Annotated in this window: 13 protein-coding genes; 11 read left to right on the top strand and 2 right to left on the bottom strand. The window is 71.9% G+C overall.

Annotated elements, in window-relative coordinates; translation table 11 throughout:
- Positions 1 to 271 precede the first annotated feature (271 nt).
- Together ACIBUY_RS02555 and ACIBUY_RS02550 are read left to right on the top strand one after the other, a co-directional pair.
- Positions 272 to 2,671: a SpoIIE family protein phosphatase gene (locus ACIBUY_RS02555; RefSeq protein WP_399151480.1), complete on the top strand. Its 2,400-nt coding sequence runs from the start codon at positions 272 to 274 to the stop codon at positions 2,669 to 2,671.
- A 102-nt stretch (positions 2,672 to 2,773) separates the two neighbouring features.
- Positions 2,774 to 3,493: a methyltransferase domain-containing protein gene (locus ACIBUY_RS02550; RefSeq protein WP_365568226.1), complete on the top strand. Its 720-nt coding sequence runs from the start codon at positions 2,774 to 2,776 to the stop codon at positions 3,491 to 3,493.
- A gap of 53 nt (positions 3,494 to 3,546) precedes the next feature.
- On the opposite strand, the gene ACIBUY_RS02545 is transcribed toward ACIBUY_RS02550, so the two are convergent.
- Complete coding sequence (locus ACIBUY_RS02545; protein WP_399151479.1) at positions 3,547 to 5,835, bottom strand: M9 family metallopeptidase; 2,289 nt, start codon at positions 5,833 to 5,835, stop codon at positions 3,547 to 3,549.
- Positions 5,836 to 6,161: 326 nt separating this feature from the next.
- Here ACIBUY_RS02545 and ACIBUY_RS02540 point away from each other — a divergent pair, with 326 nt between their 5' ends.
- The 9 genes from ACIBUY_RS02540 (at position 6,162) to ACIBUY_RS02500 (ending at position 15,547) form a co-directional block, all read left to right on the top strand.
- A complete protein-coding gene (locus ACIBUY_RS02540; protein WP_365568220.1) occupies positions 6,162 to 6,995 on the top strand; it encodes a M55 family metallopeptidase in 834 nt (277 codons plus the stop codon).
- Positions 6,988 to 8,334 carry a M20/M25/M40 family metallo-hydrolase gene (locus ACIBUY_RS02535; protein ID WP_365568217.1) on the top strand — a complete coding sequence of 449 codons (1,347 nt, stop codon included), beginning with the start codon at positions 6,988 to 6,990 and terminating at the stop codon, positions 8,332 to 8,334. The genes ACIBUY_RS02540 and ACIBUY_RS02535 overlap by 8 nt, the downstream gene beginning before the upstream one ends.
- A gap of 89 nt (positions 8,335 to 8,423) precedes the next feature.
- Positions 8,424 to 10,544, top strand: a complete 2,121-nt coding sequence (locus ACIBUY_RS02530) for a prolyl oligopeptidase family serine peptidase (RefSeq protein ID WP_399151478.1) — start codon at positions 8,424 to 8,426, stop codon at positions 10,542 to 10,544.
- Positions 10,541 to 11,461: an LD-carboxypeptidase gene (locus ACIBUY_RS02525; RefSeq protein ID WP_399151477.1), complete on the top strand. Its 921-nt coding sequence runs from the start codon at positions 10,541 to 10,543 to the stop codon at positions 11,459 to 11,461. Before ACIBUY_RS02530 ends, ACIBUY_RS02525 begins: the two co-directional genes overlap by 4 nt.
- Positions 11,462 to 11,590: 129 nt before the next feature.
- Positions 11,591 to 12,325, top strand: a complete 735-nt coding sequence (locus ACIBUY_RS02520) for an SDR family oxidoreductase (protein WP_365568420.1) — start codon at positions 11,591 to 11,593, stop codon at positions 12,323 to 12,325.
- Positions 12,326 to 12,505: 180 nt separating this feature from the next.
- Positions 12,506 to 14,293 (top strand): CocE/NonD family hydrolase, encoded by a 1,788-nt coding sequence (locus ACIBUY_RS02515; protein ID WP_365568208.1) that lies wholly within the window; start codon positions 12,506 to 12,508, stop codon positions 14,291 to 14,293.
- Between the two features lie 119 nt (positions 14,294 to 14,412).
- On the top strand, positions 14,413 to 14,655 hold the full coding sequence (locus ACIBUY_RS02510; protein ID WP_365568205.1) for a LapA family protein: 243 nt from the start codon (positions 14,413 to 14,415) through the stop codon (positions 14,653 to 14,655).
- Positions 14,652 to 14,975: a hypothetical protein gene (locus ACIBUY_RS02505; RefSeq protein ID WP_365568202.1), complete on the top strand. Its 324-nt coding sequence runs from the start codon at positions 14,652 to 14,654 to the stop codon at positions 14,973 to 14,975. Before ACIBUY_RS02510 ends, ACIBUY_RS02505 begins: the two co-directional genes overlap by 4 nt.
- Before the next feature lie 20 nt (positions 14,976 to 14,995).
- Positions 14,996 to 15,547 carry a GNAT family N-acetyltransferase gene (locus ACIBUY_RS02500; RefSeq protein ID WP_399151476.1) on the top strand — a complete coding sequence of 184 codons (552 nt, stop codon included), beginning with the start codon at positions 14,996 to 14,998 and terminating at the stop codon, positions 15,545 to 15,547.
- Here ACIBUY_RS02500 and ACIBUY_RS02495 read toward each other — a convergent pair.
- A complete protein-coding gene (locus tag ACIBUY_RS02495) occupies positions 15,513 to 15,866 on the bottom strand; it encodes a DUF6204 family protein (RefSeq protein ID WP_365568198.1) in 354 nt (117 codons plus the stop codon). The genes ACIBUY_RS02500 and ACIBUY_RS02495 overlap by 35 nt on opposite strands.
- Positions 15,867 to 16,047 lie beyond the last annotated feature (181 nt).

Below are 16,047 nucleotides of genomic sequence, written 5' to 3'. Positions count from 1 at the left end.
AGATGCGCACTTCGTGCGCGATCTCCAGAGACGCCCCTGAAGGCGCGGCGAAGCCGCATGCCTTCAGGGGCACGGGGAACTGCGCGAGAAGCCCCACCGGGCCGCACCCGGCAACGGGACCACCGGAGCTACGGCGGCGCCCCACCCGGCGCGGGCCGCACGGGAAAGCGCCCCGGGAATAAACCCGTTGGCGCCCCCGGCGCGCTCACCGCCCCGTACCGTGAAAACAGGCGGCACGTACGACTGGCGGCCCGGAGGGAAGTGCGCCGAGATGGATGAGACGGGTCAAGCCCCGCAGGGCCGCGTTCCCCTGGCCGTGGTCGTCGTCGACCAGGCGGGCAGCGTCTCGCACTGGAGCACAGGCGCCCGCCGCCTGTTCGGCCCGGCCAGGGAGGACGCGGTGGGGCGGCCCGCCGCGGACCTGCTGCCGGTGTCGGGCGCGCTGCCGCAGGACGAGGGCGCGTACGGGCTGTACGACGGGACCGGGCAGGACCTGGTCGAGTCGCTCGGCGGGCGCACCTGCTACCCCTCCGCGGGCCGGGCGAGGCTCGACACCAGCGCGGGGCCGCGCGACCGCATCGACGTGCTCTGGTGGGCGTACCCCCTGGTGGGCCCGGGACCCGAGCGGCTGCTCGTACTGGCCGCCGACGCACGGCAGTTGAGCGGCGAGGGCGAGCGCACAGCCCCCGGGTTCGCCCTGTACACGGACTTCCCCGCCGCCGACGAACTGGCCCGTGAGCTGCCCGGCATCCTGCCCAGCATGAGTGTGCGGGAGAGCGCCCGGATAGTGGCGCAGGTGCTTGAACTCGGCTATCCCGTCCTGGAGTTCAGCCACCACGACCGGGTCCCGGTGACCGCCGACTGGGGCGTCGCCCGGCGTGCGGAGCGCAAGGCGCGACGGGCCGAGGCGGCGCGGGCGGCCGCGGCCGGGGTGCCGGGCCCGCGGGCGCCGCTCGACGACCTGGCCGATGACCGCGATGACCTTGAGTACGCGGCGGTGCGCGAGCGGCTCGAGTTCCTCAACGAGGTGAGCGGGCGCATCGGTTCGTCGCTCGACCTGTCCCGCACGATCGTCGAGGTGAGCCGCGCCGTGGTGCCCCGCTTCACCGATGTCGCGGGCACCTATCTGCGCGAGCAGGTCGTCGCGGGCGAGGGTTTCCCCGACGGCCCGCCCGACGCCACGACGATGTGGCACCGCGTCGCGCTGGAGCACACGGACGAGCCGGGCCGCTGGGACGACGTCGTGCCGGTCGGCGAGTCCATGCCGTTCCCGGTGCACACGCCGTTCTTTCAGTGCATGACCACGGGCGAGCCGGTCCTGGTGCCGTACATCTCCGAGGAGATGGGCGGTGCGATCGCCGCGCAGTTCGAGAAGCGCGACATCCGGCCGCTGATCACCCACCGCTCCATGCTCGTCGTCCCGCTGAAGGCACGGAACGTCGTCCTCGGGTTCATGATCCTGCTGCGCCACCAGGAGCGGCCCGTCTTCAACGACATGGACCGCGTCACCGGCGCCGAACTCGCCGCGCGCGCAGGGCTCGTGCTCGACAACGCGCGCATGTACACCTACCAGGAGTCGGTCGCCGAGACCCTCCAGGACAGCATGCTGCCGCACATCGAGCCGCACCTGCCTGGCTGTGACGTCGCCACCCGCTATCTGCCGGGCACGCTGCTCGGCCGGGTCGGCGGCGACTGGTTCGACTCCGTGAAGCTGCCGGGTGCCAGGACGGCCTTCGTGGTGGGTGACGTGATGGGGCACGGGCTCAACTCGGCCGCGATGATGGGCCAGTTGAGGACCGCCGTGCAGACCATGGCCGCCCTCGACCTGCCGCCGGTGCAACTCCTGCGCGGCCTCGACGACTTGGCGCAGCGCCTGGGCGAGCACTACCTCGCCACGTGTCTGTACGCGGTGTACGACCCCATCGCCGGTGAGCTGCACCTCGCCAACGCCGGGCACATCCCGCCGGTGATCGTGCGCGCCGCCGACGGCCGCAGCGAACTCCTCGACCTGCCCACGGGCGCACCGATCGGCGTCGGCGGCGTGCCCTTCGAGTCCCTGACGATCCGCGTCGAACCGGGCGACCGCCTCGTGATGTGCACCGACGGCCTGGTCGAGGTGCGCGGCGAGGACATCGGGGTCGGACTCGCCACGCTCTGCGAGTCCGCCGCCCACCCGGCGGCCTCCATGGACGATGCCTGCGACACCATCATCCGCTCGCTCGCGGGACGCGGCGGCCGCAAGGACGACGTGGCTCTCCTCATGGTCCGCATGAGCGGCATCGAGAGCGGCGACGTCGCCCAGTGGGAGCTGACGCCCGAACCGTCACAGGTGCCGCACGCCCGTGCTCTCGTACGCCAGCAGCTGGAGCAGTGGGGGCTGTTGGCGGTCGCGTACGCGGCCGAGGTCATGGTCAGTGAGCTCGTCACGAACGCCGTGCGGCACGCGGGTGGCGACCGGGTGCGGCTGCGTCTGGTGCGCTCGGGGACGCTGCTGTGCGAGGTGGAGGACGCCGAGCACGCGCTGCCCGCGCTGCGGGGCGCGGGGGCCGACGACGAGTTCGGGCGCGGCCTGCGCGTCGTCGCGCATCTCGCGCGGGAGTGGGGCACGAGCCGTACCGCGACGGGCAAGACCGTGTGGTTCGAGCTGACGACCGGGCGCGCACGGATCTGAGCGGCTCGCGCGAACGTCGGTCACGCCGCTTGTCGCGCACACCCCGCAGCGGTAGACCGAGGGGCACGCCGGCCGGTTCGCCGCCGCACCCCGGGAGGGCCCATGAGCGTGACCGAGCGCTACAAAGAGGCGTGGGAGAGCTTCTGGGAGGACGCCCCCGACGAGCCGGGGAGTGTGTTCTGGGATGCGGAACCCGCCCTGACCGTGGGGCTCCATCTCGCCCTGCTGGAACCGAGGTTGACCGACGTCGGGCTGCCCTTCGTGGACCTCGGGTGCGGCAACGGCACGCAGACCCGCTTCCTCGCCGACCGCTACCCGAAGGTGGTCGGCGCCGATCTGTCGGCCGCCGCCCTGGACCGGGCCCGCCGCGCGGAGGGCGCCGAACGGAGCGACTACCGGCAGCTCGACGCCACCGACAAGGGGCAAGTGGCCGCGTTGCACGGGGAGTTGGGTGATGCGAACGTCTACGTGCGGGGCGTGCTGCACCAGAGCGAGACCGTCGACCGGCAGCCGTTGGTCGACGCCGTGGCCGCGCTGATCGGTGAGCGGGGGCGCGCCTTCGTCGTCGAGCTGTCGGAGCGGGCGCGGCCGGTCCTGCTCGGGCTCGCGCAGCACCCGGCAGGGCCGCCGCCCAAGCTCGCCCCGGTCTTCGCCCATGGCATCGCGCCGGGCGAGGTGTCGGATGCCGCCGTGCCCGAGTACGTGGCCGCGGCGGGTCTTCGCGTGCTCGCGTCCGGTGAACTGCCGCTGATCACCACGGAGTTCGCGGCCGACGGGAACCGGATCGAGCTGCCGTCGCGGTGGCTGGTCGTGGGGCGCTGAAGGAGCCCCGCCCGCCGGAGGGCGGACGGGGCACGCTCGGCCGCGGCCGCCGCTCAGTACCGCGAGGTGACCGACACCCGGTCGAAGCCCTCCTTCGCGTACAGGCTGACGTACACATAGCCGGCCGGCGGGTTGTGGACCGTCAGGGTCTCCGCGTTGCCGCTGTGCACGGAACTTACGGTGTAGGCGCTGGTGGTCGCCCACGCCGAGGGGTTGTAGTAGAGGTCGCCGTCACCGGTGCCGCCCCCGGACGTGACCGTGAGGGAGGCGGTGCCGGCCGGGACCTTCACGTAGAAGTACTTGTAGTTCCCGTTGGTCGCCGCAAGGCCCGTGCGGGCGCAGTCCTGCCCGAGCTCACGGGTGTCGGACGCCGTGCACTCGGGCGCCCCGCCGCTGCCGGAGCCGCCGCAGTCACCGGCGGCGCACCTGGTGAGCCAGCCGGCGAAGTCGGCGTCGTAGCGGGTGCCGATGGTGGAGGTGAGCAGGGTGCGGGCGGCGTTCCAGTCGCCTGCGCGGTAGTGGCCGAGGAGCGCGGCCACGTCCTGCGGGTGCGACTGGATCAGATAGCGGACCGCGAGATAGCCCCACTGGTAGGTGCGGACGGTGTCGGTGTTCTCGTAGGTGGTGTCGAAGAGCGTGCTGAGCCGGTACGTGTTCTTGCCGGCCTCGGTGATCGCCTTGTCGTAAGTGGCGCCGCGGTAGCTGTAGTTGATGTACTCGGCGAAGCCCTCCACCCACATCACGGTCGGGGTGGACTGCCCGGCCGCGAAGTCGCCGTACATGTCGAACCGGCCGTCGAGGTAGTGCGTGTACTCGTGGTTGAGGTTCCAGATCTGGAAGTCGGGGCGCAGCCACTCCGCCTCGTAGGCGATGAACCTCGGCTGGTTCCCGGCCGCCGCCGGGTCGCCCTCCAGGTACATGCCGCCGTTGTCGGTGTCGATGCCGAAGACGATGCCCGCGTACGTCTGGTAGTCGGTGCTGGAGTCGAAGGCGACGACTTCGAGGGTGGTGTTGTTGTCGTCCGCCACCGGCCCGTTGTCCTTGACCACGCCGTGGAAGTAGGCGTCCTGGCTGAGCAGGCTCGTGCAGGTGGCGTCGAGCTGGGCCGTCGTCATGTCCTGGGCGACGATCCGCAGCGTCGGCGCGCAGGTGTGCTTCACGGTCAGGACGGCGTCGCGGACCCGGGTCCGCAGGTCGCAGGTGCCGTAGTACGCGCAGTTCGCCTGGTCGTACGCGTCGGTCATCCTGGCCACACCGACCCACAGGGCGGCGGTGCGGCCCGGGATGGTGCTGCGGTCGATGAGCTGTTTGGCCAGCGGGCGGACCGGCGTCTGGAGCGCCGAGTGCTGTAGGAACCGGCCGAGTTCGAGACCGGCATTCGCGGTCAGGTACGCCTTGTCCGTGCCGAGCAGATTGTCGTGGGCGACGGCGAAGTCGCGCAGCGTCGCGAGGACGCTCTGGTCGGACTGCACGGCGGAGACGAACTCCGGCAGGTAGTGGCCACGGAACAGCACCGTGTACGTGTTGTTGACCGCCGCGACCATCCACCAGTAGGGGTCGTACGAGGCGTCGTACCCCTTGAGCAGGCGGCTCACCACGGACGACAGGTAGCGGGCGTTCTCGCCGGCGCTGTCGATGAGGGTGACCGACTCGGCGAGCGTCTCGCCGTTGGCCTCGCTGACGTCGAAGGCGTGCGCGGAGCCGAAGAAGGTGTCGAGGCCGCCCTGGACGGCACTCTTGAGGGCCGGCCCGTACGAGCCGACGGTGTCGGGCTGCCCGTACTGGACGTAGTAGCCGGCCCGCAGGTAGAGCACCAGCTGGGTGAGGGAACCGCTGTTGTTCCCGGGGTAGTTGGCGGCCGTGGCGCGCACCGCGTCGGCGACCGTGACCATCTGCGCCTCGCGGAACAGCGCGGCGGCGTTCGTGCCGCTCACGCCGAAGAGCGTGTTGACGCAAGGGGTGTCCGAGGCCTTGATCTGCGCGACCAGGGCGCTGCCGGTCTTCGACGTGAAGTCGGCGACGTTGCAGGCCGCGGCGGCGGAGCGGGCCCGATGGGCCGGGGCCTGCTTCGTCGTACGGAGCGGGAGCGGCTGCGCCGCGTCCGTCAACTGCGCGGCCGTGCCCGGCTGTTCGGGCAGGAGCGCGGCACCGGCCGAGGTGGGCGTGGCGGCCTGCGGGGCCGGGCCCGGGTGCGACCGGGACACCCCGGCCGGGGTGGGCGCCGCCTGTGCGGCGGGGGTGAGCGTGCTCAGGCCGAGGCAGAGGGTCAGCCCGGATATCAGGAGCTGGGCGGTGCGTCTCAGCTTGGGTGATGCGGGCGATGTGGTCGATCTGGATCGCAAGATGGCCTCCAGGCCGGTCGCCGCCGTGCGCGGGGCACGGCGATGGGGGATTGCGGACCGTGCTGGCAACGGGAGTTGGGCGTGTCGGCTCCCGTGGCTGTCATGCACACCGGAAGTGTGTGACATGTACCATTGCACACCTCACATGGCAGTGGAAGGTGCGTGTCACGTGACGCCTTGGGAAGCCATGTGATCGGCCTTTCGTGCCACGTAATTGCCCTCGCGGGAGCGGGAGTCGTGGCGAACGGGTGCGAGATTGGTCTAGACCCCTGAGAGTTATCCACAGGCCTGGTGGCGTGTGCCCGGATCCGCGTACGGTGCTCGCCATGAAGATCCTCATCAGCGCGGACATGGAGGGCGCCACGGGTGTCACCTGGCCCGCCGACGTCCTGCCGGGCACGCCGCAATGGGAGCGCTGCCGCGCGATGTTCACCTCGGACGTGAACGCGGCGGTGCTCGGCTTCTTCGACGGCGGCGCCGACGAGGTGCTCGTGAACGAGGCGCACTGGACCATGCGCAACCTGCTCCTGGAGCGGCTCGACGAGCGCGTGGAGATGCTCACCGGGCGCCACAAGTCGCTGTCCATGGTGGAGGGCGTGCAGCACGGCGACGTCGACGGCATCGCGTTCGTCGGCTACCACGCGGGTGCGGGCATGGAGGGCGTCCTCGCGCACACGTACCTGGCGAACCAGATCACGGGCGTGTGGGTCAACGACGTACGGGCGAGCGAAGGCCTGCTGAACGCGCACGTGGTGGCCGAGTTCGGCGTTCCCGTCGTCCTCGTCACCGGGGACGACCACGCCTGCGACGACGCCCTCGGCTATGCGCCGGAGGCCCGCAAGGTGGCGGTGAAGGACCACGTGTCCCGGTACGCGGCGGTGTGCCGCACCCCCGCCCGCACCGCCGCCGACATCCGGGCCGCCGCGAAGGACGCCGCGTCGATCGCCGTGCGCCACGCGCCCGTCCAGGCGGGCCCGTTCACGGTCGAGGTCGAGTTCGACGCCGAGCACCTCGCCATGGCGGCGACCGTCGTGCCCGGGGTCGAGAGGATCGCCGAGCGTAGGATCGCGTACACGCACGAGACCATGTACGAAGGCATCCGCACCTTCAAGGCGGTCACCACGATCGCCTCGGCCGCGGTGGAGGAACAGTATGGCTGAGCAGCTCGTTTCCACCGGCTCCGGCGTTGACGGACAGGCCCTCGACGAAGTCGTGACCTTCACCTCCGAGCTGATCCGGATCGACACCACGAACCGGGGCGGCGGCGACTGCAAGGAGCGCCCGGCCGCCGAGTACGCGGCGGCGAAACTCGCCGAGGCCGGGCTCGAACCCACGATCCTGGAGCGCACCCCGGGCCGGGGCAACGTGGTGGCCCGCATCGAGGGCACCGACCCGACCGCCGAAGCCCTCCTGGTCCACGGCCACTTGGACGTCGTACCGGCCGAGGCCGCCGACTGGAGCGTGCACCCGTTCTCAGGCGAGATCCGCGACGGCGTCGTGTGGGGCCGCGGCGCCGTCGACATGAAGAACATGGACGCGATGATCCTCGCGACCGTACGGCAGTGGGCACGGGCCGGATTCCGGCCCCGGCGCGACATCGTGATCGCCTTCACCGCCGACGAGGAGGCCAGCGCCGAGGACGGCTCGGGCTTCCTCGCCGACCAGCACCCCGAGCTCTTCGAGGGCTGCACCGAAGGCATCAGCGAGTCCGGCGCGTTCACCTTCCACGACGGCAGCGGCAGGCAGATCTACCCGATCGGCGCGGGCGAGCGCGGCACCGGCTGGCTGCAGCTCACCGCGCACGGAAAGGCGGGCCACGGCTCCAAGGTGAACCCGGCGAACGCGGTGAGCCGGCTCGCCGCCGCCGTCAGCCGCATCGGCGAGCACCAGTGGCCGATCCGGCTCACGCCCACGGTGCGCGCGGCCCTGTCCGAACTCGCGGCCCTGTACGGCATCGACACGGACGTGCACGCCGCGGACTTCGACGTCGACGACCTGATCGCCCGGCTCGGCCCCGCCGCCTCCCTCGTCGAGGCGACCGTGCGCAACAGCACCAACCCGACGATGCTGTCCGCCGGCTACAAGATCAACGTGATTCCCGGCGAGGCCGTCGCGCACGTCGACGGCCGCTATCTGCCGGGCACCGAGGACGAGTTCCGCGCCACCCTCGACCGGCTCACCGGACCGGACGTCGACTGGGACTACTACCACCGCGAGGTCGCGCTCCAGGCGCCCGTCGACTCACCCACGTTCGCCAAGATGCGGGCCGCGGTCCAGGAGTTCGCGCCCGAGGGGCATCCCGTCCCGTACTGCATGTCGGGCGGCACGGACGCCAAGCAGTTCTCCCGCCTCGGCATCACCGGATACGGCTTCGCCCCGCTCAAGCTCCCCGAGGGCTTCGACTACCAGGCGCTGTTCCACGGTGTCGACGAGCGGGTCCCCGTGGAGGCACTGCACTTCGGGGTGCGGGTCCTCGACCGGTTCTTGCGCTCGGCATAGGCACGGCCCGTAGACGCGCTACGCACTAGGAAAACAGGGAGGACACGAAGAACATGGGGGCCGGAGAGTCAATGGGGGGCGGGGACGACATGGTGCAGACGCAGGGCCACGGCTCCTGGCCGTCGCCGATCGACGCCGCGCTGGCCGCGGCGCACGACGGACGGCCCGAGTACGTCGGCTTCGTGGGGGACGAGGCCTGGTGGACCGAGCCGCGGCCCGCCGAGGGAGGCCGCCGCGCCCTGGTGCGGCGCAGGCCCGACGGCACGGAGCAGTCCGTGCTGCCCGCGCCGTGGAACGTGCGCAGCCGCGTCATCGAGTACGGCGGCCGCCCCTGGGCCGGAGCGGACCGCCCCGAGGGTCCGCTGCTCGTGTTCGTGAACTTCGCCGACCAGCGCCTGTACGCGTACGAGCTCGAGGCCCCCGGAGCGGTGCCGCGCCCGCTCACCCCCGAGTCCGCGGTCGGCGGCGGCCTGCGCTGGGTCGACCCGCAGCTCCACCTCGAGCGCGGCGAAGTCTGGTGCGTCCTCGAGGAGTTCACCGGCGACGGACCCAGCGACGTGCGGCGCGTGGTCGCCGCCGTTCCGCTCGACGGCTCGGCGGCCGACGACCGGGCCGCCGTGCGCGAACTCACCGACGACGCCCACCGGTTCGTCACCAGCGCCCGCCTCTCGCCGGACGGCAGGCGCGCCGCCTGGATCGCCTGGGACCACCCGCGCATGCCCTGGGACGGCACCGAGCTGCTGCTCGCCGAGGTCGGCGACGACGGCGTGTTCGGCCCGGCGCAGGTGGTGGCGGGCGGACCCGAGGAATCCGTCTGCCAGGTCGAATGGGCCCCCGAGGCGGGAGCCGGCACAGCCGGGGCACTGCTGTACTCCAGCGACCGCAGCGGCTGGTGGAACCTGTACCGGCTCGACGTGCGCGGCGGCTGGGAAGTGCCGCCCGCGCAGGGCGGGCCGGGGCACGGCGCCGATGTCCGCCCGGCGCCCGCGCTGTCGGTGCCCACCACGCCCCAGGGCGCCCTCGCCCGGCCCACGCTCGCCGCGGCCCGCCCGCTGTGCGCCCGCGACGAGGAGTTCGGCGGGCCGCTGTGGAAGATCGGCCTGAGCTGGTTCAAGCCGCTGGAGGCCGGGCTCGTCGCCGTCGTGCACGGCGTCGGCGCCACCGCGCTCGGCATACTCGACCCGGAGACCGGCGAGGTCGTCGACACCGCGGGCCCCTGGACGGACTGGGGGTCCACGCTCGCCGTGCACGGCACCCGCGTCATCGGCGTCGCCGCCAGCCCGCGCACCGCGCCCGAGGTCGTCGAGCTCGACACCTGCACCGGACGGACCCGCGTGATCGGCGCCGCGCACAGCGACCCCGTCGACCCGGCGTACTACCCCGAGCCGCAGATCCGCACCTTCGCCGGACCCGAGGGCCGTGACATCCACGCCCACATCTACCCGCCGCACAGCCCCACCCACGTGGCCCCCGACGACGAGCTCCCGCCCTACGTCGTGTGGGCGCACGGCGGCCCCACCGGGCACGCGCCGCTCGTCCTCGACCTGGAGATCGCCTACTTCACCTCCCGCGGCATCGGCGTCGCCGAGGTCAACTACGGCGGCTCGACGGGGTACGGGCGGGAGTACCGGGGCCGGCTGCGCGAGCAGTGGGGCGTGGTGGACGTCGAGGACTGCGCGGCCGTCGCCCTCGCGCTCGCCGCCGAGGGCACCGCCGACGGCGACCGGCTCGCCATCCGCGGCGGCAGCGCCGGCGGCTGGACCAGTGCGGCCTCCCTGACCAGCACGGACGTCTACGCCTGCGGCACCGTCATCTATCCGATCCTGGACCTCGCCGGCTGGGCCGAGGGCGAGACCCACGACTTCGAATCGCAGTACCTGGAGAGCCTGGTGGGCCCGCTCGCCGAGGTGCCCGCACGGTACGCGGAGCGCTCGCCCGCCGAGCACGCCGACCGGCTCACCGTCCCCTTCCTGCTCCTGCAGGGCCTCGACGACGTGATCTGCCCGCCGGTCCAGTGCGAGCGGTTCCTCGCGCGGGTCGAGAGCGAGGGGCGGCGCGTGCCGCACGCGTACATCGCCTTCGAGGGCGAGGGCCACGGCTTCCGCAGGGCGGACACCATGATCCGGGCCCTCGAGGCCGAACTCTCCCTGTACGCCCAGGTGTTCGGCCTGAACCCGCGCGGCATCCCCACCCTGGAGCTCACCAAGTGACGTCACTGATCCGCGCGCAGCGGCTCGCGCCCGGTGCCCGCGTCGCCGTCGTCGCGCCGAGCGGGCCCGTCCCCGAGGACCGGCTGCAGGCGGGCCTCGACATCCTGCGCGGCTGGGACCTGGACCCGGTCGTCGCTGCTCATGTCCTGGACGTGCACGGGGAGTTCGACTACCTCGCGGGCTCCGACGCCGGCCGCGCGGCCGACCTCCAGAGCGCCTGGTGCGACCCGCAGATCGACGCCGTGCTGTGCGCGCGGGGCGGTTACGGTGCACCGCGCATGGTCGACCTCCTCGACTGGGAGGCGATGCGGGCGGCCCGGCCCAAGCCGTTCGTCGGGTACAGCGACATCACCACGCTGCACGAGGCGTTCGCGCTCCGCCTCGGAGTGAGCACGCTGCACGGGCCGATGGTCGCCGCGGCGGACTTCCTCAAGAACCCCCGCGCGCAGGACCACTTGAGGGCCACGCTGTTCGCGCCGGAGACGGTGCGCGTCGTCACCGGGGCGCCCGGCTGGGCCACGCTCGTGCCCGGCACCGCGCGCGGCGTCACCCTGGGCGGGTGCCTGTGCCTGCTCGCCGCGGACCTCGGCGCGCAGGGCGCGCGCGACTCGGCCCGGGGCGGTCTCGTGTGCCTGGAGGACGTCGGCGAGGAGGCGTACCGCATCGACCGGTATCTGACGCAGCTGCTGCGCGCAGGCTGGTTCGACGGCGCGTCCGGGGTGCTGCTCGGCTCCTGGGCGGAGTGCGAACCGGTCCGCACCCTCCTGATCGACCGGCTGGGCGGACTCGGGGTGCCCATGGTCGAGGAGTTCGGCTTCGGGCACTGCGACGGGGCGCTGACGCTGCCGCTGGGAGTGCCGGGTGAACTGGACGCGGAGGCCGGGACGTTGACGCTCGACGAGCCCGCCCTGAGGTGACCTCGCGTGCATGACCCATTGATGTTGGCCGCACGGGCGCAGTCCGGCTAACTTGCGATCATGACGGATCAGAATTCCCGCCGCGCCCCGCTTTCCGGCGGTTCCGGGCTCCTTGCCGGCAAGGCAGTGATGATCACTGGAGCGTCGAGCGGGATCGGTGCGGCCGCCGCCCGGCTGTTCGCCGCCGAGGGCGCGGCGGTGCTGGTGATGGCGCGACGCGAGGACCGCCTGGCGCAGGTGGTCGCCGAGATCGAGGCCGCGGGCGGCCGAGCGGCCTTCCGTGCGGGGGACGTCACCGACGCCGGGGACGTCGCGCGCGCGGTCGACACCACCGTGGAGCGGTTCGGCTCGCTCGACGGGGCGTTCAACAACGCCGGGTACGGGGGCTCCACCCTGGGCCGGACGCACGAGCTGCCCGAAGAGGACTTCGACCGCGTGATGGACGTGAACGTCCGCGGTACCTGGAACTGTCTGCGCCGTCAGATCTCCGTGATGCTCGAGGCCGGGCACGGGTCGATCGTCAACACCGCGAGCTCCGCGGGCCTGATCGCCACGGGGGCCCCGGCTCCCTACGTGGCGTCCAAGCACGCCGTGATGGGACTGACCAAGGCTGCGGCGGCCGAGTACGGAGCCCACGGCATCCGGGTCAACTCGCTGGTGGTGGGCACCACGATGACCGAGATGATCGAGCAGGCGATCCGGCTGAACCCGGAGTTGAAGGAGGACTTCGTCGCCCGTCAGATCCAGCAGCGGATCGCCTCCTCCGAGGAGATCGCCCAGGCGGCGCTGTGGCTGCTCAGCGACCGGTCCTCCTTCGCGACCGGGGGCCACGTGTCGGTGGACGGCGGCATCTCGGCGATCTGAGGCCGAAGGCCCGGCGATCGGGGGCCGCCCGGGGCCCCCGGTCAAAGCCCTGTATCTCCCACGGCAGTTGAGCCGCGCAAGAAAGAACCCGCACGACCATTGACCCCCAACTGACACGCGTCACACCATGACTTCGCGCGCAAACTTACTGGTCGGTAAAACCATGCGTGGAGGTCAGTCGTGCCCAGATCCCGTCCCTTGCTCGCCGCAGCCATCGGCACCGCGGCAGCAGCGCTCGCCGCGCCTCTCGCGCTCGCCGTACCGGCAGGTGCCGCCACTCCCGCCACCGGTGAGTACACCGTCACCGCCCTGAAGTTCACCGTCGAGGCCGGTGGGCGCAGTTGCGTCGTCGACGCCGATCTCTACCGGCCCGCCGGGGTCGACGCGGCGCACCCCGCCCCCGCCGTACTCGCCACGAACGGCTTCGGCGGCAACAAGTCGGACGGCAGCACGGCCGGCACCGGCAAGGCGTTCGCGCAGCGCGGGTACGTCGGGCTCGTCTACTCGGGGCTCGGCTTCGGCAAGTCCGGGTGTCTGATCTCGCTCGACGACCCGCGCATCGACGGCAGGGCGGCCTCCGCCCTCGTCGACTTCCTCGCCGGGACCCGCGCCGCCGACGACGGCACCAAGGTGGACTACGTGACCACCGACAAGAAGGGCGACCCGCGCGTCGGCATGATCGGCGGGTCGTACGGCGGGGCCATCCAGATGGCCACGGCCGCCGTCGACCACCGGGTGGACGCCCTCGTCCCGCTGATCACCTGGAACGACCTGGCGTACTCCCTCGACCCGCAGAACGCCGCCGACCGGAACGTCCCCGGCGTCTTCAAGTGGCAGTGGACCAACGGGTTCTACCTGATCGGCGAGGGCCAGCCGCTGCTCGAACCCTCCCTCGACCCCTCCCGCTTCAACAACCTGACCTGCCTGCACTTCGTCGACGACGCCTGCGACACCATCCGCACCCTCAACTCGGGCCGGTACCCGGCGGACAAGACCAAGGCGCTGCTCGACTACGCACGCAGCGTGTCCCCGGTCTCGTACCTGAAGGACGTGCAGGCGCCGACGCTGCTCGTGCAGGGGCAGACGGACAGCCTGTTCAATCTGAACGAGGCCCGGGCGACGTACGACACCCTCCGCAAGCAGGGCACCACGGCCAAGATGATCTGGCAGTCGTGGGGGCACAGCGGCGGAGTAACCGACCCCGCGAGCGGTGAACTCAACCTGTCCGCGGGCAACTTGGAGACCTCGTACGTCGGCAAGCGGGTCCTCGCCTGGTTCGACCGGTACCTGCAGCACAAGAAGGGCGTCGATACCGGACCCTCCTTCGCCTACTACCGGGACTGGATCGGCGACCCGAACCAGACGTACGGCACCGCCTCCGCCGTGCCCGCCCTGACGCGGAAGCTGTACCTGTCCGGCGACGGCAAGCTGGTCGACAACCGCAAGAAGGTCGCCCGCGGCGCCCGCGAGTACCGCAACTGGCTCATCCCGACCAGCCACTCCGAGTCGTCCCTGGCCGGGATGATCGGCCTGCCCGACCCCGCCCCGCACGACACCCCCGGCACCTACCTCGGCTGGACCACCGAACCCCTGGCCGCCGCGACCGACGTGGTCGGAGCGCCCAAGGCCACCCTCAAGGTGATCTCGCCGAGGACCGAGCGCGTGCAGAACTCCGCGGACGCCGCCGACAAGCTCGTCCTCTTCGCCAAGCTGTACGACATCGCGCCGGACGGCACGAAGACGCTGGTGCACCGGCTGGTCTCCCCGGTCCGCGTCCCGGACGTCACCCGGCCCTTCACCGTGACCCTGCCCGGCATCGTCCACCGCTACGAGAAGGGGCACCGGATCCAGTTCGTGATCGCCGCGAGCGACGACGCGTACGGCGGCAACAAGGGGATCAAGCCGGTCACCGTCACCAGCGCCCCCGGGGACACCGGAACCGTGGAGCTGCCCGTCGTGCCCCAGTAGGCCCGTCACCCGCCCGTCACCCGTACGGGCCTCCGGCCGATGCGCGATCGCCGTCTGCCCGCCCATGCTGGGCGGGGAGGCGGCGACGACCTCCGGGGGAACGACGGAAGGGTCCACCGATGAGCCCCAAGGACACCGCGAGCTCCTCGAAGAGCGGCGGCTCCAGCGCGTTCACGCCGGCCAGGATCGGGGTCCTGGTCCTGTTCGTCCTCGCCGTGATCTTCATCTTCGAGAACACCCGACAGGTGAAGATCCGGCTGCTGATCCCGGAAGTCTCCATGCCGCTGTACCTGGTGCTCGGTCTCGTCTTCGTCATCGGCGGGATCTGCGGGGGCTACTTCATGGCGAGGAGACGCAAGTGACGCACGTGAGACGAGTGGCGACCATCACCGCCGGGGCCCTGCTGGCGCTCACGGTCCCGGTGGGCGCCGCGGTGGCCGCCGACGGACCGAAGATGCCCGACTTCCGCGGCCGCGGCCTGATGCACGTCTTCAGCACGGTCGACTACCGCACCCGGGTCGAGGTGAGCGACGTCAGCGGCACCCACCGGCACGTCCTGTGGCCGCTGAGCTGGAAGGTGTGCACCCAGTCCCCGGCCGTCGGCAAGGAGATCGGCGACTCGACCGTCCGCGTCGGCGTGGTCAAGAACGACGAGAAGTGCCCCAAGGCCCCCGCGAAGTAGCGGCTGCGTAGGGTGACCGGATGGCCGGTCACCCCACGCTCAGCGCAGGACCCCGTGTCGCCCTGCGGCACATCACGCGCGACGACGCCGACGAGTTCACCGCCCGGGCGCGCGAGAGCCAGGACCTGCACAGGCCCTGGCTCTTTCCGCCGCTCAGCACGCAGACGTTCGCCGCGTACGCGGGCGGGCTCGTCGACGACCCCGCGAAGCACGGCTTCCTGGTGTGCGAGCGCGACAGCGGCGCGATCGCCGGGTTCATCAACATCAACAACGTCGTCCAGGGCGGCTTCCGCTGCGGCGCCCTCGGCTACGGCGCCTTCGCGCACGCCGCGGGGCGCGGCCTGATGTCCGAGGGCCTCGGACTCGTCGTCCGGTACGCCTTCGGGCCGCTGGGCCTGCACCGCCTGGAGATCAACGCCCAGCCCGGCAACGCAGCGTCACTCGCGCTGGCCCGCCGCGCCGGATTCCGCCTCGAGGGGTTCTCACCGGACTTCCTCTTCATCGACGGGGCCTGGCGCGACCACGAGCGGTGGGCGATCACCGCGGAGATGGCCGAGAAGCCTTCCGGTTGATCTTCATCGTGTCCATGTCGGTCACCGTCGAACGCAGCCCCGCGTGCCCGTACCCGCGCTCCCCGAGCTGGGCCTCGGCCCGCTCCTCGGCGAGCGCGCCCGCCATCTCGTCCCCGTCGTCCGGGTCGGACTCGACGACGTACCGCATCGAGAAGTGCTTGAGCGTCCGGTCGTACGCGAGCGAGCCCTCGGGGCCGAACCGCATCCCGGCGATGCCCTCGTGCTCCGCGACCTCGGCGAGCAACCGCTCCCGCGCCGCGTCGGTCAGGCCGTCGAAGGTGCCGCGGACGATGACGCGGTAGGTGTGGCTCTCGGCCATGGTGAGCGGGACTCCTCGGCTTGCGCGGCTGCTGAAGGCGTCAGCGTACGTCGACCGCGGCGCCGCCCACGCGGAATATCGGCCCCTGCCGCCTTTGCGCAATCCTGACCGGGGCAGCCCCTGGTCAGGACGGCGGTGATCATGTTCCATGGCGGTCGGGGGCGTCCGCCCCGCGGCAACG

The sequence above is a fragment of the Streptomyces sp. NPDC050085 genome (assembly GCF_044460595.1).
Taxonomy (GTDB): Bacteria; Actinomycetota; Actinomycetes; order Streptomycetales; family Streptomycetaceae; genus Streptomyces.
This window is presented reverse-complemented; position numbering and strand designations above follow the sequence as displayed.